At 63.1% G+C, this 19,112-nt stretch carries 19 protein-coding genes; 11 read left to right on the forward strand and 8 right to left on the reverse strand.

Annotation, left to right across the window (positions count from 1 at the left end; genetic code table 11):
- Nucleotides 1–2: 2 nt before the first annotated feature.
- Complete coding sequence (locus tag BJP06_RS03620; RefSeq protein WP_369822189.1) at nt 3–821, reverse strand: NYN domain-containing protein; 819 nt, start codon at nt 819–821, stop codon at nt 3–5.
- A gap of 421 nt (nt 822–1,242) precedes the next feature.
- On the opposite strand from BJP06_RS03620, the gene BJP06_RS03625 reads away from it, so the two are divergent.
- Nucleotides 1,243–2,496: an ATP-binding protein gene (locus BJP06_RS03625; protein ID WP_071572822.1), complete on the forward strand. Its 1,254-nt coding sequence runs from the start codon at nt 1,243–1,245 to the stop codon at nt 2,494–2,496.
- A gap of 601 nt (nt 2,497–3,097) precedes the next feature.
- Here the strand turns inward: BJP06_RS03625 and BJP06_RS03630 are convergent.
- The 4 genes from BJP06_RS03630 to arsB form a co-directional block, all read right to left on the reverse strand.
- Complete coding sequence (locus BJP06_RS03630; protein ID WP_071572823.1) at nt 3,098–3,790, reverse strand: TrkA family potassium uptake protein; 693 nt, start codon at nt 3,788–3,790, stop codon at nt 3,098–3,100.
- Entirely contained in the window at nt 3,783–5,159 is a 1,377-nt protein-coding gene (locus BJP06_RS03635) for a TrkH family potassium uptake protein (RefSeq protein WP_255365777.1), read from the reverse strand. Before BJP06_RS03635 ends, BJP06_RS03630 begins: the two co-directional genes overlap by 8 nt.
- Nucleotides 5,160–5,228: 69 nt before the next feature.
- Nucleotides 5,229–5,639 carry a low molecular weight phosphatase family protein gene (locus tag BJP06_RS03640; protein ID WP_071572825.1) on the reverse strand — a complete coding sequence of 137 codons (411 nt, stop codon included), beginning with the start codon at nt 5,637–5,639 and terminating at the stop codon, nt 5,229–5,231.
- Complete coding sequence (gene arsB / locus BJP06_RS03645; RefSeq protein WP_071572826.1) at nt 5,636–6,721, reverse strand: ACR3 family arsenite efflux transporter; 1,086 nt, start codon at nt 6,719–6,721, stop codon at nt 5,636–5,638. The genes BJP06_RS03640 and arsB overlap by 4 nt, the downstream gene beginning before the upstream one ends.
- An 84-nt stretch (nt 6,722–6,805) precedes the next feature.
- Here arsB and BJP06_RS03650 point away from each other — a divergent pair, with 84 nt between their 5' ends.
- The 6 genes from BJP06_RS03650 to BJP06_RS12235 all read left to right on the forward strand — a co-directional run bounded on the left by BJP06_RS03650 (nt 6,806) and on the right by BJP06_RS12235 (nt 11,205).
- The gene (locus tag BJP06_RS03650; protein WP_071572827.1) at nt 6,806–7,138 is read left to right on the forward strand and encodes a helix-turn-helix transcriptional regulator; all 333 of its coding nucleotides are present in this window, start codon (nt 6,806–6,808) and stop codon (nt 7,136–7,138) included.
- Nucleotides 7,139–7,179: 41 nt separating this feature from the next.
- A complete protein-coding gene (locus BJP06_RS03655; RefSeq protein ID WP_071572828.1) occupies nt 7,180–8,082 on the forward strand; it encodes an AEC family transporter in 903 nt (300 codons plus the stop codon).
- 37 nt (nt 8,083–8,119) lie between these two features.
- The gene (locus BJP06_RS03660; RefSeq protein WP_071572829.1) at nt 8,120–9,109 is read left to right on the forward strand and encodes a substrate-binding domain-containing protein; all 990 of its coding nucleotides are present in this window, start codon (nt 8,120–8,122) and stop codon (nt 9,107–9,109) included.
- Nucleotides 9,106–10,152, forward strand: a complete 1,047-nt coding sequence (locus BJP06_RS03665; protein WP_071572830.1) for an ABC transporter permease — start codon at nt 9,106–9,108, stop codon at nt 10,150–10,152. The genes BJP06_RS03660 and BJP06_RS03665 overlap by 4 nt, the downstream gene beginning before the upstream one ends.
- Nucleotides 10,153–10,911 carry an ATP-binding cassette domain-containing protein gene (locus tag BJP06_RS03670; RefSeq protein WP_071572831.1) on the forward strand — a complete coding sequence of 253 codons (759 nt, stop codon included), beginning with the start codon at nt 10,153–10,155 and terminating at the stop codon, nt 10,909–10,911. It begins immediately after the preceding gene.
- 162 nt (nt 10,912–11,073) lie between these two features.
- The gene (locus BJP06_RS12235; protein WP_255365778.1) at nt 11,074–11,205 is read left to right on the forward strand and encodes a hypothetical protein; all 132 of its coding nucleotides are present in this window, start codon (nt 11,074–11,076) and stop codon (nt 11,203–11,205) included.
- A gap of 118 nt (nt 11,206–11,323) precedes the next feature.
- On the opposite strand, the gene BJP06_RS03675 is transcribed toward BJP06_RS12235, so the two are convergent.
- Nucleotides 11,324–12,565, reverse strand: a complete 1,242-nt coding sequence (locus tag BJP06_RS03675) for an MFS transporter (protein ID WP_070477443.1) — start codon at nt 12,563–12,565, stop codon at nt 11,324–11,326.
- Nucleotides 12,562–14,184 (reverse strand): ABC-F family ATP-binding cassette domain-containing protein, encoded by a 1,623-nt coding sequence (locus BJP06_RS03680; RefSeq protein WP_246814891.1) that lies wholly within the window; start codon nt 14,182–14,184, stop codon nt 12,562–12,564. Before BJP06_RS03680 ends, BJP06_RS03675 begins: the two co-directional genes overlap by 4 nt.
- A gap of 282 nt (nt 14,185–14,466) precedes the next feature.
- On the opposite strand from BJP06_RS03680, the gene BJP06_RS12020 reads away from it, so the two are divergent.
- From BJP06_RS12020 to menE, 3 genes are all read left to right on the forward strand, one after another.
- Entirely contained in the window at nt 14,467–14,604 is a 138-nt protein-coding gene (locus BJP06_RS12020) for a hypothetical protein (RefSeq protein WP_168161606.1), read from the forward strand.
- 81 nt (nt 14,605–14,685) lie between these two features.
- On the forward strand, nt 14,686–15,900 hold the full coding sequence (locus BJP06_RS03685; protein WP_071572832.1) for an ATP-binding protein: 1,215 nt from the start codon (nt 14,686–14,688) through the stop codon (nt 15,898–15,900).
- A gap of 6 nt (nt 15,901–15,906) precedes the next feature.
- Nucleotides 15,907–17,034, forward strand: coding sequence for an o-succinylbenzoate--CoA ligase (gene menE / locus BJP06_RS03690; RefSeq protein ID WP_071572833.1), 1,128 nt, complete (start codon nt 15,907–15,909; stop codon nt 17,032–17,034).
- Here menE and BJP06_RS03695 read toward each other — a convergent pair.
- The gene (locus tag BJP06_RS03695; RefSeq protein ID WP_071572834.1) at nt 17,031–17,870 is read right to left on the reverse strand and encodes a glycosyltransferase; all 840 of its coding nucleotides are present in this window, start codon (nt 17,868–17,870) and stop codon (nt 17,031–17,033) included. The two genes, menE and BJP06_RS03695, sit on opposite strands and share 4 nt — an antisense overlap.
- Nucleotides 17,871–17,918: 48 nt before the next feature.
- Between BJP06_RS03695 and BJP06_RS03700 the strand changes: the two genes are divergently transcribed.
- Nucleotides 17,919–18,821, forward strand: coding sequence for a 1,4-dihydroxy-2-naphthoate polyprenyltransferase (locus BJP06_RS03700; protein WP_143110526.1), 903 nt, complete (start codon nt 17,919–17,921; stop codon nt 18,819–18,821).
- The last annotated feature ends 291 nt before the right edge of the window (nt 18,822–19,112 follow it).

Consider the following 19,112-nt stretch of genomic DNA (forward strand, 5'->3'; position numbering starts at 1 on the left):
GACTACAGCTCTTCGTCGTCTTCTGGTCGGGACTCTCCACCGTGTTTCCCCATATTGCCAACATGGAGTGGGTCATTCGCATTACCGGGTGGAGCTACGACGCATTGGCGGATCCCATCGACGTGCTCGCGCAGACTCTTTGAAATTTGGGCCCACATCGGATCTAAGAGAAAATCAATCCCCGATCGTCTGGCATGCTTGGCTGCAGGAACGAAGTCACTATCACCGGAGATCATCACAATCTGATTGACAGTTCCTCGTTCCGCGAGCGTAGCAATGTCAAGACCAATCCTCATATCGACGCCCTTTTGCGCAATATCAAGGTCAAAGTCCTTCTCACCAAGGTCGGAAACGGATACTTTGCCTGCGCAAATCTTTTTGGTCTTTTCTGCGTTCAAAGTGTATCCCCGTTGGGTCTCAAGCTCTTCCCCTCTCCTGAGAGCGACCTTGCGTTTATGAGTCAACGCTTCAAAAAACTCATTGGTCCAAGCGTACTGCTCCGACTTAGCCAGGTTGATCTGCTTCTGCGTCAAAGGATGAAACAGCACTTTAGAAGAGGGTGGGCAATCGTAATAGAAAATACGGTACAAGCTGCTTCTTGATTCCGAAATATGTCGACGCGCATATTTCGCAATTTCTTCGGCTCTATCTTCCGGTGTCTTCTCCCCGAATAATTTGCGAGCACGACGACGATAAAATCCCCCATCAACCAGAACGGCCGTAACGATTGGGCGTTGCCGGTATAACAGGTCACGAGACGAGTTTTTGACCATGAGGTGATCATAACTAAAGCCACAGTCATCGGCACTCTCCTGATTCATGGAGGGTCAACGGCTATGGCTTCTTGCCAGCATAAGTCAGTTTCCCGCCTACTTCAACCCATGGCCGCTGGATACCGCAGTGTGAGACAACGCATCCAACACCGGGACCGGCCAGAACATTCGTCCGACTAATCACCACACTATGTCGTAGCCCGGAAATTGATGAAAAGGTCGTGTTTGAACACCCGACTGACTGTACCCAGCTGAGCCCGAATATTCGGTATGCACTGAACAATGGGAGCAAGAGCTTAGGCTTCGAACCCTACACGCAGCCCAATACGGCCGCCCGTCCACAGCCCACATATCGATGTAACACGTAGCAAAGAGATGGGACTCACATTATCCGCGAATTGCAAAAGCGGGTATGAAATCGTTGCAAAAGCGGGTACAAAACCGTTGCAAAAACGGGTATAGTGCCCATATGCAGTACTTTTCACGCTTTGCAGATCAGGTGTTGGAGGACTCTCTCCAGTTCATGGGAGGCGTCCTCCTTGAGGGACCGCGCGCATGCGGGAAAACCTCTACCACCCTCCAAAAGGCTGCAAGTTCTGTACGTCTCGACCGATCCCCCGAGCTGATTACGCTGGCCGAATTGAACCCCGCAGCCTTACTCAACGGTCCAACCCCTCGTCTCATTGATGAGTGGCAACTCGCACCTTCCCTGTGGAACACTATCCGCCACGAGATCGACGACCGCCAAGGACGCGGAGAGTTCATCCTTTCGGGCTCAGCGACACCAGCCGATGACACCACACGCCACTCGGGGGCGGGGCGCTTTGCCAGGCTACGGATGCGTCCAATGTCGCTCGCGGAGAGTGGGGCGTCGACAAGCCAGGTACGCCTCGCAGAGCTACAACCGGGCGTTAGTGTGAGTGGAGCTTCCAAGCTCACATATAAGGACATGGCCGAGCAGGCCGTTCGTGGCGGATGGCCAGGACTGCTCGGCGCGAGCACTCAGCAGGCGGTCATGTTTAACCGCTCATACCTGGACAACGTTTTCGACGTGGAAGTGCCAGAAAACGTTGGTACACGTCACAACCAGCTAAACATTCGTCGGACCTTGGAATCCATCGCTCGGAATATTTCTGGCGAAGCAACGTTGAAAACACTCGCTGCAGACGTGTCTTTGGGTGCCACAACAGTCGACCCGAAAACGGTCTCCACGTACCTCCAGGCGCTTACCCGGATATTCATCCTCGACGAGTTGCAACCTTGGAGTGTCGCTCTCCGGTCGAAATCACGACTGCGCACCGCGCCGAAGCTCCATCTCGCTGACCCCAGCCTTGCCTGCGCCGCCTTGGGCATCGGCGTTAACCGCCTCGCGAATGACCCAGAGTTCTTCGGCCAGATCTTCAAGTCCATGGTCATTCGAGATCTGCGCGCAGCATCCGCCCTCCAGCACGGGCGCGTCTACCACTACCGTGACAACACGGACCTTGAAGTTGACGCCATCATCGAATACCCCGAAGACGGCAAGTGGGGTGCCTGCGAAGTCAAACTCGGGGCGTCACAAATCCCACAAGCCGAAGCGAACCTCATCAAACTCCGTGACGAACGTGTCGACACTAACAAGGTCGGGTCGCCAGCATACCTAACCATCGTCACCGCAACGGAATATGCTTACACGCTTCCTAGCGGAGTGCACGTGATTCCTTTGGGGGTCCTGACCGCTTAGCGGCAACAGAGGCTAGCCAAACCATTCTCTCGGAGTTGCAAAACGGGTAGGCCACCCGTGAACTGCAGGTTTACCGCACCACCAGGAACACATCCCCCTGCTCTCGCGCCCCATCGTGCCCTTCGAAATAGTTCCCGGCGCGCCGGGAAGTACTTTGCACCTCGGGCTCATCCCGGTCGACCAACGGTTTCGTTTCCCCAGATCGTCCAGTCTCGGTGGGGAATTTGGCACCTCGTCGCGGGGCTTGAGTGACAAAGGGCGCACGCGTTAACGCATAGCCCTTTTTCTGCCTGTACATTTGGATGGCTAGATATTTTCGGGTTGCGTCTTTTGTCACTGAAGGGGTGCGCGGGAGCGGAGTGCGCACCAAATTCCCGTTCTTGGGGAGGCGGCGGCGCGTTTCCCCAGGTCGCGACGGCCGTCTACAAAGAAAGTTCCCACGCCCGCCGCGTCTTCGCACCAAATTCCAGGTTTTTGGCGAGCGGATTTGAAAACTCCCAGGTCACGGACATGGCGCGAAGGAATTTGGTGCACCAGGCCCGCCCTCACGCCCCAAAGCGCTCAAAGCGCGGGATTCAAAGCGCGCCAGCACATCACTCGCCTAGAGCTGTGAGAACCGCTCCAGGTCGTCTGGGGCACCCGCCATCACTATAAGGTTTGATTGGGAGAGTTCCTGGCCTTGGACAAATGGGCGCCATGTTCCTCCCCCGGAGCGTACGGACACTACTTGCACGTGGTGTTTTTCCCAGAGCCGCTCGCCGTCAAGGGGCCCGTCGAGTAGTGGGCGCGGGGGGACCATTTTGATCACGCCGTAGTTTTCGGCGAGTTCGGCGAAGTCTTGGAAGCGTCCGCCGAGGAGGTGGGCGACGCGGCGACCGGTGTCGTGTTCGGGGCGTATGACGTGGTGGATGCCGAGGCGTTGCAGGATTCGGGCGTGGGATTCGGAGTCGGCTTTTGCCCAGATGTCGGGGACACCGAGGTCGACAAGGTTGGAGGCGGTCAGGATTGAGGCTTCCAGTGCGGTGCCGACGGCGATGACGGCGCGTTCGACTTCGTGTACGCCGAGTTGGCGGAGGGCTTCGGGGTCGGTGGCGTCGGCGACGACGGCGTCAGTAAGTTGTGGGGCGTATTCGCGGACGAGGCGTTCGTCGGCGTCGATGCCGAGGACTTCCACGCCGTTGCGGGTGAGCTCGTGGGCGAGCGATCCCCCGAATCGGCCAAGCCCGATGATGACGACGGGTGGGATGTCGATGCGTTGTTTGCCCCGTAGGAGGGGGCTGAGGAATTTAGCCAATGAACGGCCTTTCTACTGGGTAGTCGTATCTGCGCGCAATGTTACGGGTTGCAAGCGCCGCGACGAGGGTGAATGGGCCGATGCGCCCGAGGTACATCAGCAAGCAAAGGACAAGTTGGGAGGGGGCACTTAACGACGCAGTGATACCCGTGGACAGGCCTGTCGTTGCGAAGGCGGAGACGACTTCGAAGGCGACTTGGTCGGCGGTGAATTCGGGGTCGAATACGCGCAGCGCCACGATCCCGAGCGTGACGGAGCCGATGCCGGCGGCGGCGACTGTCATCGCTTGGCGTACTACGGATTTGGGCACGGTGCGGTGCCCGACGGTGGTGGCGTCGCGTCCGTGGAACTCTGCGGACATGGCGGCGAGCAGCACGATTGCTGTGGTGACTTTAATGCCGCCTGCGGTGCCTGCGGAGCCTCCTCCGATGAACATGTAGATGTCGGTGACCATCAGGGTGACGGGGCTGGCGTCGGCGTAGTCGATGGAGTTGAATCCGGCGGTGCGTGGGGTGACGCCGCTGAAGAAGGCGTTGAGCAGTTTCGTGCCAAGTGGCATGTCTGCAAGGAAGCCGCGCCACTCCAGTACGGCGATGAGCAGCATCGCTGTGGCGATGAGGAAAGCGGTGCCTTTCAGAGTCATGCGGGTGGTCACGGAGTACCGGCGCGTGCTGACTGGTGTGCCACGAAGTACGCCGCGTGCTCGTTCCTTGCTACGCCGGACAAGTTCGGAGAGCACCGGGTAGCCGAGTCCGCCGATGATGAGGGCACCTGCGAGTGGGAGCAGGATCCAGGCGTCGGCGTTGTAGGAGATGAGGCTGTCGGAGCGCAGCCCGAAGCCGGCGTTGTTGAACGCGGAGATGGCGTGGAAGATGCCTTCGCCGACAGCGCGCAGCGGCGGCATGCCGTAGGTGGTGACGAAACGGCATGCGAGGATGACGGCGACGATGAGTTCGAAGGCGAGCGTGAGCAGCAGCGTCATGATGAGGGTGGCGCGCACTCCACCTTCGAGGATTGGGCGGCCTTCGGCGGCCGTCGAATAGCGGGCGCGTAGTGTGACGCGCCCGGTGAGCAGCATGCCTGTCAGCGACGTGATGCTCATGATGCCTAACCCTCCGATTTGGATGAGGGCGATGACGATGATCCGGCCCCAGATGCTCCAGTGGCTGCCGGTGTCTACGGTGACCAGCCCGGTCAGGGAGGTTGCGGACGTGGCGGTGAAGAGCGCGTCCATCAGTGGCGTTGTGGTGCCGTCGGCGGAGGCGAACGGCATGCAGAGCAGGGCGGTGCCCGCAAAGATCAAGATGAGGAATCCGAGCGCTGTGAGTTGCGCTGGTCGGAACCACCTTGGAGGGGGTGTATTGCTCACCGGCAACAGCATAGTGGGCCAACGGTGATTGGAAAAGGCAATACGCTCGCCCGGCGAGCCGCAACGCTACTACCCCAGCAGCTCCCGCAGGAGGGCGCGCACGCGGGCGTCGATATCGTCGCGTACGAGGCGCATCCGTTCCATGCCTTCGATGCCACGGGTGGACGGCTCGTCGGTGTGCCAGCGTTCCAGGGTGCCGGCGGCGTCGGCTGGCATGTTGAGCTGGGCGGCGTCGCCAATTATTACCACTCGGTCGACTGTGCGCAGCAGTTCTGGGTCGATGGGTTTTGGTGTGCCGCGCGACATGTCGGCACCGAGTTCTGCAATTGCGGCGACGGATTCTTGGTTCAGCTTCGTGCCCGGTTTCGTGCCAGCGGAGAAGACGCTGACCTGGTCGCCTGCGTAGTGTCGCGCAAGCGCCGCCGCCATTTGTGATTTACCGCCGTTGCTGACGCAGACGAACAAGACACTGGGGTTCATGAACGGCTCCTTGCAGCTGGCAGGGTGGGATCGCCTGGGAAGAGTCTCTGCCCGATGCCGCGCATGAGGTAGACAAGTCCGACGAGGACGGGGATTTCGATGAGCGGGCCGATCGTACCTGCCAGCGCTTGAGCCGAGGTGGCGCCAAACGTGCCGATCGCCACCGCGATGGCCAACTCGAAGTTGTTGCCCGCGGCGGTAAAGGACACGGAGGCGGATTGGGCGTAGCCCATCCCCGACGCCTTCGACACCACCAGGGCGATCAGGAACATGCCCACGAAGTACCCCAGCAGTGGCAGGGCGACTCGAGCAACGGTCCACGGTTGGGATGTAATCTGATCGCCTTGCAGGGAGAACAGCAGCACGATCGTGTACAGCAGCCCCACGAGCGCAAGCGGGGAAACCGCTGGCAGGAAAGTCTCTTCGTACCACGCACGGCCCTTCACTCGCTCACCGATGATGCGGGAGAGCACTCCGGCAAGTAGCGGGATACCGAGAAACACCAGTACCGCGGTGACGATGGAGAAGAAGGAGAACTCCACAGAGGTGGTCTCCAGGCCCAGCCAGCTCGGCAGGATCTGCAGGTAGAACCATCCGAGCACGCCGAACATGAGCACCTGGAATACTGAGTTGATGGCGACCAGGACGGCCGTGGCTTCCCGGTCGGCGCAGGACAAGTCGGACCACACCAGCACCATGGCGATGCAGCGCGCCAGTCCGACGATGATGAGGCCTGTGCGTAGCTCTGGCTGGTCCGGCAGAAACAGCCAGGCCAGGGCGAACATGAACGCGGGGCCGACGATCCAGTTCAAGATGATGGAGACGGTCATGAGCCGTTTGTCGGTGGCGATCTCGCGGGTCTTGTCGTAGCGGACTTTGGCCAGCGGCGGGTACATCATCACCAAAAGGCCCAGCGCGATCGGCAGCGAAATACCGCCGACTTCAAAACGCTCAAGCGTGCTGCGGAGTCCTGGAACGGCGCGGCCCAGCAGCAGACCGAATGCCATCGCCAAGATGATCCACACTGGTAGGAATCTGTCGAGGAACGACATTCGAGCGGGGGTCGGCTCTGGGTTGGTCATCTAATCACCTCACATATCGATAACTATCAATATGTGAAAATAGAGGGCCGCATAGACCGCTGTCAATATGAGAAGGTAGAAGTCATGCACGAACAATCCCCCGCCCCAGACTGCTGCTCACTCGGCTCCGGCCCACTCCCCCCAGAAGACGCCGAGCGCTACGCGGCCCTGTTCAAAGTGCTGGCAGATCCCGCCCGGCTGCGCCTCCTCTCCCGCCTCGCCGCAGAAGGGTGCGAGCCGATGAGCGTGACTGCGCTTACCGAGTACTCCGGGCTCAGCCAACCGACGGTCTCCTACCACCTCAAGAAGCTTGCCGACGCCGGACTGCTCAAGAAGTCCCGAACAGGCCGAACCGTCACGCACGAAATCTGCCCGGCTCCCTTCGCGGAACTGCGCACCGTCCTCCAGATGGACTAGGCGCCAGTTTCACGGGCGCGTAGCCACTACACTCATTCGACATGCTTGACGTTCTGACTGGTTTCGCCATCATCTTCACCGTGATCGCGGCGGGCTGGTGGCTTGCCCAAAAGAAGGTGATCGGCCCCGGTGATCAGCGGTTACAGCTCAACCGCATCGCGTTTCATGTGGCAACGCCGGCGTTGATTTTTTCATCGGTGGCGGTCTCGGACACGGATGCGTTCTTCTCCCCGGTGATCCTGGTGATCGCAATCGCGACAGTGACCACGATGTTGATCTTCTGGGCGATCAGTGCGGTGTGGTTCAAGCAGGATGCTGCGGAGACGATGGCAGGGGCGGCGTCGTCGAGTTATTACAACTCGGTCAATATCGGGTTGCCCATTGCCACGTACGTGCTGGGGGATCCGACGTACGTGATTCCGCCGCTGGTGTTGCAGATGTCGGTGCTCTCCCCCATCGTGATCGCTGGCCTGGACCGTGGGGCGTCGGGGGTGCTGAAGTCAGTGATTGCGGGGTTGAAGGCGCCGGTGGTGGTTGCGGCGTTTGCGGGGTTTGCGGTGTCGGCGTCGTCGTGGACGGTGCCGGAGCCGGTGCTCGCCCCGCTGCAGATTCTGGGTGGCGCGTCCATCCCGATGATCCTCATGAGCTTCGGCGCCTCGCTCACCGGGGAGAAGGTGCTGCAGAGCCAGCGCTTAGCGACGACCACCGCTACCATCCTCAAGCTGATCGGCATGCCGACCGTGGCGTGGGTAGTGGCGTCGCTTCTGGGCCTGACCGGCTCCGATATGTACGCGGCACTCATTCTGTGTGCGCTGCCGACGGCGCAGAACGTGTACAACTACGCGGCGACGTACCGCTCGGGCGAGGTGATCTGCCGGGACACCGTCTTCCTCACCACGTTCCTTTCGTTACCTGCGATGTTATTGATCGCGGGGGTGTTCTAGCCTTGACAAACATGGTGCGGTGGATCACACTCGTACAATGGCTAAGACACGGACTACATTTTTTGCCGCAGCACTGATGGCTGCGGCGCTGCTTGTTGGGTGCTCCTCAACAGGCGGCGCACCCCGCTCCGAGAACGCTGAAGGGACCGCTGGTGGCGTCGATACGCCGAGGTACGTGGTGGCCATGGTCACCCACGGTGCGCCGGGCGATACCTACTGGGACCTCGTGCGCAAGGGCGCGGAGGACGCGGCGAAGAAGGACAACATCGAGCTGCGCTACTCCTCCGACCCGCAGGCGCCGAACCAAGCAAACCTGGTGCGCTCCGCGGTGGACGCTGGCGTCGACGGCATCGCCGTGACCATGCCGAACGCCGAGGCGATCGGCCCTGCGGCGCGCAACGCTGTCGACCGTGGCATCCCCGTCGTCGGCCTGAACGCCGGCATGGGCAAGTACCAGGACTACGGGATGACGGGCTTCTTCGGCCAGGACGAGTCGGTGGCGGGCAACGCCGCCGGCGAGCGTCTCAAGGAGGAAGGCAAGTCGAACGTCCTGTGCGTCATCCACGAGCAGGGCAACTCCTCCCAGGAAGCGCGTTGCGACGGTGTGCGCAAGGGCCTCGACGGCAACGTCGAACTGCTCTACGTCAACGGCCAGGATCTGACGTCCGTGCAGTCCACTATCACCTCGAAGCTGTCGCAGGACAAGAGCTTCGACACCGTCTTCGCCCTCCAGGCCCCGGTGGCGATGCGCGCGACGGAGTCCGTGAAGCAGTCCGGGTCCAAGGCGCAGGTCGCCACGTTTGACACCAACGCCGAGCTTGTCGACGCCATCGCCGACGGCCGCGTCGCCTTCGCCGTCGACCAGCAGCCGTACCTGCAGGGCTACCTGGCCGTCGACTCGCTGTGGATCGCGAAGCGCAACGGCGGCGCCCTCGGCGGCGGCCGCCCGGTCTACACCGGCCCGAGCTTCGTGGATAAAGACAACGTGGACAAGGTCGCCGAGGCAGCGAAGGCGGGCATGCGATGAGCGCGGCGGTGAGCGAAGGGGCGTCGGCAAGCGATGACCGGCTACGAACGCACACTGGCTTTTCCAAGCTCATCCGACGCCCCGAGTTCGCTTCGATGCTGGGCTTCATCGCGATCTTTGCGTTCTTCCTGACCGTCGCCCCCGCGTTCCGTTCCTTTGAGGCGCTCGCGACCACCCTGTACGCGTCCTCGACGCTGGGCATCGTGGCGCTCGCGGTGGGGCTGCTAATGATCGGTGGCGAGTTCGACCTTTCCTCCGGCGTCGCCGTGACCACGGCCGCGCTGGCCGCGACGATGCTGAACTACAACCTGCACCTCAACTCGTGGGTTGGCGCGTTCATGGCGCTCGGGATCTCGCTGGCGATCGGCGCGCTGAACGGCTACCTGGTCACACGCACCGGCATCGATAGCTTCCTGATTACCTTGGCCGCGTTCCTGATGCTGCAAGGTCTCAACTTGGCGGTGACCAAGCTGGTGACCGGCCAGGTAGCAACCCCGATCATCTCCGACATGGAGGGCTTCCCGTCGGCGCACGTGGTGTTCGCGGGCACGTTTGACGTCGGCAATGTGACTTTGAACGTGACGGTGCTGTGGTGGCTGCTGCTCGTCGCGATTGCCTCGTTTGTGCTGTTTCGCACGAAGTTCGGCAACTGGATCACCGCTGTTGGCGGGGATAAGGACGCCGCCCGCGCCATCGGTGTGCCTGTACGCCGGGTGAAGATTCTGCTGTTCATGGGCGTGGGCTTCGCCGCCTGGTTCGTGGGCATGCACACCCTGTTCGCCTTCGACTCCATCCAGGCAGGCCAGGGCGTGGGCAACGAGTTCCTCTACATCATTGCCGCCGTCATCGGCGGCTGCGCCATGACGGGCGGTCGCGGCACCGCGGTTGGCACCGCGATCGGCGCGCTGATCTTCGGCCTGACCAACCAGGGCATCGTCTACGCCGGCTGGAACCCCGACTGGTTCAAGTTCTTCCTCGGCGCAACGCTGCTCGTGGCTGTGCTGACGAACACCTCCTTCGCAAAGTACACAAAGGGGCGCTAAATGGCTGTCATCGAACTGAAGAACATCACCAAGTCCTACGGCAGTTTCGACGCGCTGCGCGGGGTCAACCTGGCGGTGCGCGAAGGGGAGGTCACGTGCGTGCTCGGCGACAACGGCGCCGGCAAGTCCACGCTGATCAAGATCCTCGCAGGCCTGCACCAGCCCACCTCCGGGGAGCTACTTATCGACGACCAGCCAGCCACCTTCACATCTCCCCGAGACTCGATCGATACCGGCATCGCCACCGTGTACCAGACACTCGCGATCGTTGATGAAATGAGCGTGTGGCGCAACTTCTTCCTCGGCCAGGAACTCACCGGCCGCTTCGGTGTGCTCCGCGACGCCGAGATGAAACGCATCTGCGCCGAGCAGCTGCGCGAGATGGGCATCGACATTCCTGACGTCGAGGTCGACGCCGGGAACCTCTCCGGCGGCCAGCGCCAAGTCGTGGCTATCGCGCGCGCCGTGTACTTCGGCGCCCGCGTGCTCATCCTCGACGAGCCGACCGCAGCGCTGGGCGTGAAGCAGTCCGGGGTGGTCTTACGCTTCGTCGCGGCTGCCCGCGACCGCGGCATCGCCGTCGTCCTGGTCACCCACAACCCGCACCACGCGTTCTTGGTCGGTGACCACTTCACCATTTTGAAGCTGGGCCGCCAGGAGCTCGACGCCCCACGGGCCGAGGTCACCTTGGAGGAGTTGACGCACCAGATGGCTGGCGGCGGGGAGCTCGAGGCGCTGAGCCACGAGCTGGGCCGGTAGCGGTAACGACTTTTTCTGACACGGATCGCTTCGCCCCCGACATCGGCAACGTCACGTGGCGCGACGCCATCGGGGTGCTTGCGGGCCAGCGCACCCTGCTGCCAGACATGGCAGAGGAGGTGTTCGCCCGTAGCCGGGCATGGCTCGTGGACGTGTTTATTTGTGGGTTGCTGGCGCAGGCCGAAGGATCGTCGCCAAGCAACCTCCCCCTCCGCCACCCACTACCGCGACACCGTGTTTTTGACCATCTTCCTGGCGCTGCCGGCCATGCTGCTGATCGCCGAGGTGTTCTAGCTGTACTGACCTCAAACGTTGGTCAATCGTGAAAACCCAGTGCAACCAGCCGCCGAGCTCGCCGCGGTAGCAAAGCGGTGGAGAGGTGTGAGGATGATGTTCGTGTGTCTTAGGTCTCTCATGCCTCGGCCAGCGTCTTCTGCGGCATCTTGAGTTGACCCAGGGCTAGGAGCAGTGCTGCCATGGCCAGTGGCACCAGGCCGGCGGTGATGAACAGAGTCCTGGAGTCGATGAAGCGGCTGAAGAGTCCGGTGAGAGCGATGGACAAAGGCATGAAGGCGATGGAAATGAAGAAGTCGAGGCTGGCGACCCTGCCGAGCATCTCCAAGGGGACGTGCTCTTGGAGCACTGTTCCCCAGATGACCATCCCGATCCCGATCAGCGCCCCGTAGAACGCGAGTCCTGCACCGATGGCCCATGGATTGCTGGTGAGCGCCGGAATGGACAAGAACAGACATCCGAGCGCCCAAACGCCGACCATTGCGGGCAGGAAGCGTTCCGGTGTGCGCCACGACCCCGCCAGCAGGGAGCCCACCAACCCGCCCGCGCCGAGGGCAGCCAGGACGGCCCCGTAGAGAGCAGGTCCATTGTCATGCGAGGAGCGCATAAGAGCGGGTAGGAGGACTTCGAGTGGTCCGGTCACGACCAGTCCCATAACGGCCGCGAACAGGACACTGGAGCGGACCCAGCGTGTGCGGGAAACGTAGCGGAAGCCATCGAGCAGGTCGGTGATCGGTGAGTCGGCCGCAGCGTCAGCATCGGCCTCCGTTTCGGCACGGGTGGGGGTGGGAAGCCGCAGGGCCGCGAGCAGGCCAAGTCCGATTGCTGCTGCGATGAGGTACCCGCCAGCGGCGGGCATGCTTGCGCCGATGACCGCTCCGACGACGGCGGGCGCAAGTGCCTGTCCGACCAAGGGACGGGTGGCGCCTTCGAGGCCGTTGACGGCCATGAGGTCGTCGCTATCCACCAGGACTGGCACCAGTGCCGTGTAGGCGGGGAAGAAGAAGGCGGTTGAAGCGCCAATGATGAATGCGGAGACCGCGAGCATCCAGAAGGTGACAAAGTCGAGGATTGCTGCTGTGGACGTCGCGGTCGCGATGGCGAGGTTCAGGGCGAACACACCCACGATGACGGACTTGTTGGGGATCCGGTCGGCAATTACGCCAGCTGGGAGGGATCCCACAAGCAGGCCGATGCCGCTCCAGGCCACGACACCCGACAGGGTGGCGGGCGTGGCGCCCAGGTCGAGGGTCTGCATGGTCAGGTAGAGGGCCCAGGCGCCCTGGGCGAAGATGGTCAGCACCATCGCTACGAACAACTGGCGGTACGTGGGGATGGTCAAGGGGTGAAGCGGGTTCATAGCATCTCCTTCAAGTCAAGGTTCAGATGGGGCCAGTCGGTAAAGTCGCGGAGCATCTGCCGGTCATGGGTGGCGACGATCACCGCGCAGGAGGCCTGTTGAAGCTCGGTGGTGATGTCGTCGACGAGGTTCGATGACAGATGATTGGTGGGTTCGTCCAGGAGCAGCAGGTCTGGGTCCTGGGCCAGACACATGGCCAGGTGAAGTCGGCGTTGCTGTCCTTGCGACAGGCGCCCCACGGGCGTGTTGGTTGCAGAGGCCTCGAGCAGCCCGAGCGAGCCGAGAGTAGGCGCCTGAGATCGGCGGCCCAGCTTTGTTAGGTACGCCTCGTAGACCTCGTGTGCGGAGCTGGAGTGATCCCAGTCGGAGACCTCTTGAGACAGCAGAGCGATGCGCGCTGTCGGGTTCACTCGCACATGTCCCGTGGTGGGGGCCAGACGCTGTGCAAGAACTGCCAACAAGGTGGACTTTCCCGCGCCGTTTGGTCCGGTGACCACCAACCGGTCACCGCCGTCCACGTCAACCGACACCGGAGTGTCCAACCGGTCCTTCACAGTAACTTCGGTGGCGTTCATGATGCTCTGTCCGGCACGAGTTGTCGAGGCGGGCCACGCTAGACGCAGTGGCGGTGCCGGCACGTCGATCTCATGACGTTCCAGGTCTTCTATACGTCGGTTGAAGGCTTGAACCACTCCAGCAGCGCGTGTGGCGCGTTGGTGCTTGCCTGTGCCCTTGTCAGGTCTCCATCCCCCCTGAGACAGGCGGGAGCGTGCCTCGGCTGCAGCGCGTGTCAGTTCCTTGTGCCGGGCGACCTGGGCGGCGTGGTCCTGTTCCCACACGAGGCGTTCTCGTCGGCGACCTTCAATCCAGCCTTGGTAGCCACCCGAGTAGGTTCGCGGCACGGCATCTCGGGTCGGGTCGAGATCCAGGAAGGTGGTCGCCACATCACACAGCAGGGCGCGGTCGTGACTGACCAGAGCCAGACCACCGGGGTGATCACGCAGTCGTTCGGTTAGGAAGGACAGTCCTGCAGCGTCGAGGTGGTTCGTGGGCTCGTCCAGCAGGAGCAGGTCAGGGGTCGATCCAAGTGCGACGGCAAGCCGGACCCGGTACCGTTGCCCGACCGACAAGGTCGACAGTTTGCGGGCGCGGTCGCTGCAAGCGTCAAAGCCTGCAAGTGCGATGTCCACGCGCCTTTCTGCATCCCAGGCATCCAATAGCGTGGCGGTCTCGAGCGCTGCGGAATAGGCATCGGCCGCGTCGTTTCCTGCGGCGAGTGCTGCGCTCGCCACGTCGAGTGCCTCAAGTGCAGCCCTGGAGGGAGCTGTCGCTTCGGCGATGAGATCGCCGACGGTGCGGTTGCCCTCAGTGGGCATGTCCTGCTTGACCAGGACGAGGGAACCCATCTGGGTCACTACTCCCGAGTCAGGGGTCAGGAGCCCCGCCAAGATATGGAGCAAGGTGGTCTTACCACGGCCGTTGTCGCCGACGATCGCCAGGCGTGAGCCGGCGGAGACGGTGACATCCAGCCCGTTCAGGAGGTGCCTGTCTCCCAAGGTGATGTGGATTGATTCGGCACGGATGTGTGCGACTGGCCCGCGGGGCGTTCCATTCCACACACATGACCGCAAGGTTGGTGTAATTGGCATTTCGTACTCTCAGCTCGTCATGGAGCCGGGCAGCACTAAATGACCGCCCGGCAGATGGCCAGGACGGCAGACGAGAGGTCAGAAGGGGTCCCGCCGCCGTCAGCGGGCGGAACGCAGCTTCATGGAAGCGATGCCTGAATACATGAGGCAGAGCTTACCCAGCGTGGCGGATCCCGACAAATTAATTACAACCTCCGGTCAATACGTCTAGTCCGCTTGACGCACCCGAATGCGGTGGTTCACACTTTGGCAATGAAGAAGTCCAGGAAGGCGGTCGTTTCGGTGTTATGCCTTGTTGTGGCGGTGTTGGGCGAATGCTCGCCGACAGGCGGAGGCGCCATCGCTGGCGGCGGGGAGCTCGAGGCGCTGAGCCACGAACTGGGCCGGTAGCTGCGCGGGCAGCTGCGCGGTTTCAAGTATATCTGAAACTCTTGCCTGTTTTGGAGATAGTTTCCGGTATACTCGAAACTCATGAGAGTCCTGCACCCGAGGCAGCAGTACCTGGATAACCTGCTGGCAGTCACCGATAACGATTTCGTACGCATCATCACCGGCGTGCGCCGCTGCGGGAAGTCGACCCTCCTGGAGTTGTACCGCCGCCACCTGCGCGAGCACGGCACCCCAGACGACGCCATCATGGTGATCAACTTCGAGGACCAGGCCAACGCCACCCTGCGGGACCCGGCCGCCTTCCACGACGCCGTGACACACCGGCTCGCACAAGGACTGCGCTACCTGCACGTCGATGAGGTGCAGGAACTGGAGGACTGGGCGCGCGTGATCAACTCACTGCGACTCAACGAACAGCTAGAAATCTGCGTGACCGGCTCCAACGCTTCCTTGTTTGTTGGCGAGTCACTGACCTATCTAGCGGGGCGCTACATCGAGATCCCGATGCTGCCGCTCTCCCTGGCGGAGTTCATGGAGTTCCGCTACCCGGCGGACGCGCGCCCGGGACTTGACCGCGCGTTCCAGGAGTGGGTCACCATCGGTGGCTTCCCTGCCACGGTGCAGCTCTCGGACCCGGTCGTGATTCGCCAGGCGAACTCCTCACTCTTCGATTCCATCTTCACCCGCGACATTTCCCTGCGAGGCCAGATCCGCGACACCGACGTTTTCCTGCGCGTGGCCCGCTTCCTCTTCGACAACGCCGGCAACCCAGTGTCCACGAACCGCATCGTGGGCCACCTCAAGCACGAGGGCCTCAAGGCGTCGAGTGAAACCGTGGACCGCTACCTCGGCCTCATGTCGGACGCGCACCTTATTTATCAGTGCAGGGATTACGACACGAAGGGCAAACGGTGGCTGAGTACAAACGGCAAGTTCTACTTCGTCGACCCGGGCCTGCGCACCGCGCTGCTGGGCTCTCGCCCTTTCAACTTCGGCCACGACTTGGAAAACATGGTTTACCTTGAGCTTCGCCGCCGTGGATACCAGGTTGCCACCGGTAAGGTTCCCGGTGGGGAGATCGATTTCATCGCTAACGACGGCCAGCGCACCCTCTACATTCAGGTGGCGCTCACGGTGGCCGAACCTGCGACGCTCGCGCGCGAGCTCGCGCCGTTCGACGCCCTGCCCGCCGGGTCCCGCTGCATCCTCTTATCGACGGACCGCTTCGCCCCCGACACCGGCAACGTCGCGTGGCGCGACGCCATCGAGGTCCTCGCGGGCGGGGCGCTAGACTAACGCTTCGTGACGAAGCTCCTGGAACTCCTCCCCGTTGACCCCGCCAAGCCGCTCGCGATCCTGCCCGCCATCGAGGAGGCGCTGACCGGCCAGCGTGCACTACTTCCCGTGCCGACGAACGACCCGGCGCGCGCCAACCTGCTGCGCAACACGCAGGGCGTGGGCGAGCCGATCGCCGACGACGTCGCCCTCGTGGTGGCGACTTCCGGATCCACGGGCACCCCGAAGGGAGCGCTGCTGACCCCGACGAACCTGATAGCCAGCGCGGACGCAACCCACCAGGCGCTCGGCGGGCCGGGCCAGTGGCTGCTGGCGATGCCCGCCGCGTTCATCGCGGGCATCCAGGTGTTGGTGCGCAGCATGGTCGCGGGTGTAGAGCCCGCCTTTGTGGACCTGACTCACGGGTTCCACGTGGATGAGTTCGCGGCCCGCACCGCGGAGATCGCGGCGACTGGGGACCGCTGCTACACGGCGCTGACCCCGCTGCAGCTGGACAAGGCGATGTCCACGCTCACCGGCATCGACGCGCTGCGCAGCTTCGACGCGGTGCTCGTCGGCGGAGCGGCCACCAACCCGGCGCTGCTGGATTCGGCGGCGAAGCTGCGCATCAACGTTGTCACCACCTACGGTTCCTCGGAGACCTCCGGCGGCTGCGTCTACGACGGGGAGCCCATCGCCGGCGCCAACGTGCGCATCCGCGACGGCCGCATCTGGCTCGGCGGCCCCATGGTCGCGCGCGGCTACCGCAACCAGCCGGAGCACCCCGACTTCGCCGAGCCGGGGTGGTTCCGCACCTCAGACGCAGGCCAGCTTGCCGACGGCCACCTGACGGTCGAAGGGCGCGTCGATAATGTGATTGATTCGGGTGGGCTGAAGCTGCAGCCGGAGGTGCTGGAGCGCTTCCTGCTGGGTGTGCCCGGCGTGACGGATGCGTGCGTGGTGGGCGTGCCGGACGAGCGTTTCGGGCAGCGTATTTGCGCTGCGTTTGCGGGTGAGGCGCAGGTGCCGGACGTGATGGATGCCCTGCAGGACCTGCCACGGTGGCAGGTACCGAAAGAGCTCAAGCGCGTGGCGGCGCTGCCGCTGTTGGGGCCGGGCAAGGTGGACCGGGCCGCGGTGCGCGACCTGTTCTAGCCTGCGTTGACGACTGCGCTGATGTCCTCTGCGCTGTAGCTTGCGGCGAGCTGGGCGTCGTTGCCCCCGCGAAGGTTTTTGCGCACCAGCGCCACTGACTGCGAGCCCGGCACCAGCGGAAACTCCTTTGGCTTGTCGAAGACCTGCCGCACAAAGTGCCCCGAGCGCACCGCGCACATGTTGAGCCAGACGTCGTCGGCGCTGGGGGCGGCGCGCAGGAAGGCGTCGCCCTGGGCGGCCACGTAGTCCACCATCGCGGGCGGGTACGCCACCCCGGATACGCCGGTGGCGAAGTGTCGCGGGCTCGGCGCGGTGGTGCGCACGCTGCGCCACTGCATATACGGCGCGAACCCCTCGCCCACCAGCGCGATCTCGTGGGCACGGTAAGCTGTCACCGCCAACGGGTCCACCACCAGCTTCTCGACGAACCACCTCGGGTACAACACGTCATCATCCACCGTGATCACGCTCGTCCCCGTACCCGCGAGCTGCCGGAACGTACCGTAGTACTTGGTGTGCGGGCCGTAGTGTCCGTCGGAACGCCGCACCTGCAGGCCGCACTGCACCAGCTCCTGCAGCGGCTCGGGCCAGGGTGCATCGAAGTCCTCCGCGTCCAGCCACAGGATGGTGGGCACGCGGCGAGTCCCCACCAACAGCGATGCGAGGGTGTGGTGGACCGTCGATAAGCGGGTGCCGTGCGAGGTCAGGCTGATCACGGTATGCCCCGCGGCGGGAAACTCCAGACGCCCGGAGCGCACCGCCAACCGTAACGAGGGCAAACGCGCCACCGCGCCTATCGACGCCACCGCCTGCCGCGCCGCATAATCGACCCACATGGCGCACCACTTTAGCCGACAGGCCCGACACGGGGCATGATGGAAACCATGAACGCACAACCCAACCTGCACGCGTGGTGGGAAGCCTCCCGCCCCCACACCTGGCCAAACGCCTTCGCGCCCGTCATCGCCGGCACCGGCGTCGCGGCCTTTACCGCGCACGCCAACCTCGGCCGGGCACTGTTGGCACTGCTCGTGGCGTGGGCCCTCATCATCGGCGTGAACTTCGCCAACGACTACTCCGACGGCATCCGCGGCACCGACGACGACCGCTCCGGCCCCACACGCATCACCGCCAGCGGACTCGCCGACCCCAAGAACGTAAAGCTCGCCGCCTTCATCGCGTTCGGAGTTGCTGGGCTGTTCGGCATCATCCTGTCCGTGTTGGCCGGGGCGTGGTGGCTGATCCTGGTCGGCGCCGCCTGCATCGCCGCCGCATGGTTCTACACCGGCGGTAACAACCCCTACGGCTACATCGGACTCGGCGAAGTCAGTGTCTTCATCTTCTTCGGCCTCGTCGCCGTGATGGGCACCGAGTTCGTCCAGACCGGCTTCCTGTCCTGGGAGGGCCTGCTCGTCGCCGTGGCGATCGGCGCAATCTCCGCATCCGTGAACCTAGTCAACAACATCCGCGACATCCCCACCGACGCCGCCTCCGGCAAGCAGACCATCGCGGTTCGCCTCGGCGACAGCCGCGCCCGCACCCTGTTCACGGTCCTGACCTGCGTCCCGTTCGTAGTCAGCGTACTGCTGGCTCTGGTGTACGCGCCTGCCCTGGTCGGCCTGGTGGCGCTGCCACTGGCGATCGCCGCCATCATGAAGGTTCGCAGCGGTGCGACCGGTGCAGCCCTCATCCCGGTGCTCGGGCTCAACGGCAAGGCCATGCTGGCCTGGGCCGTGCTCACGACGGTTGCGCTGGCGTTCGGCGGGATGGTCGTGCCGTACGCGTAGGGCCTGGGAGCTCTGGGGCTCTGCGCACCAGATTCCTTTGCGCAGCCTGCGTGACCTGGTCTTTTCCAAACCGACGCGGGCAAATCAAGGGATTTGGTGCACACCGCCACCGCGCCAGTGACAAAAGACGCATGGCCCCTTTCGCGACCTGGGGTTTTACCGGGGTCGACCGGCAGAATTGCGTCCATTGTCACTCGCCGCTCGCCCAGGACACCAAATTCCCTCACGCGGCCTGCACGACCTGGTCTTTTCCAAGTCGCGCGAGCAACGCAAATCAAGGAATTTGGTGCT

It is taken from the genome of Corynebacterium sp. NML120713, from assembly GCF_001875735.1.
GTDB lineage: Bacteria > Actinomycetota > Actinomycetes > Mycobacteriales > Mycobacteriaceae > Corynebacterium > Corynebacterium pseudogenitalium.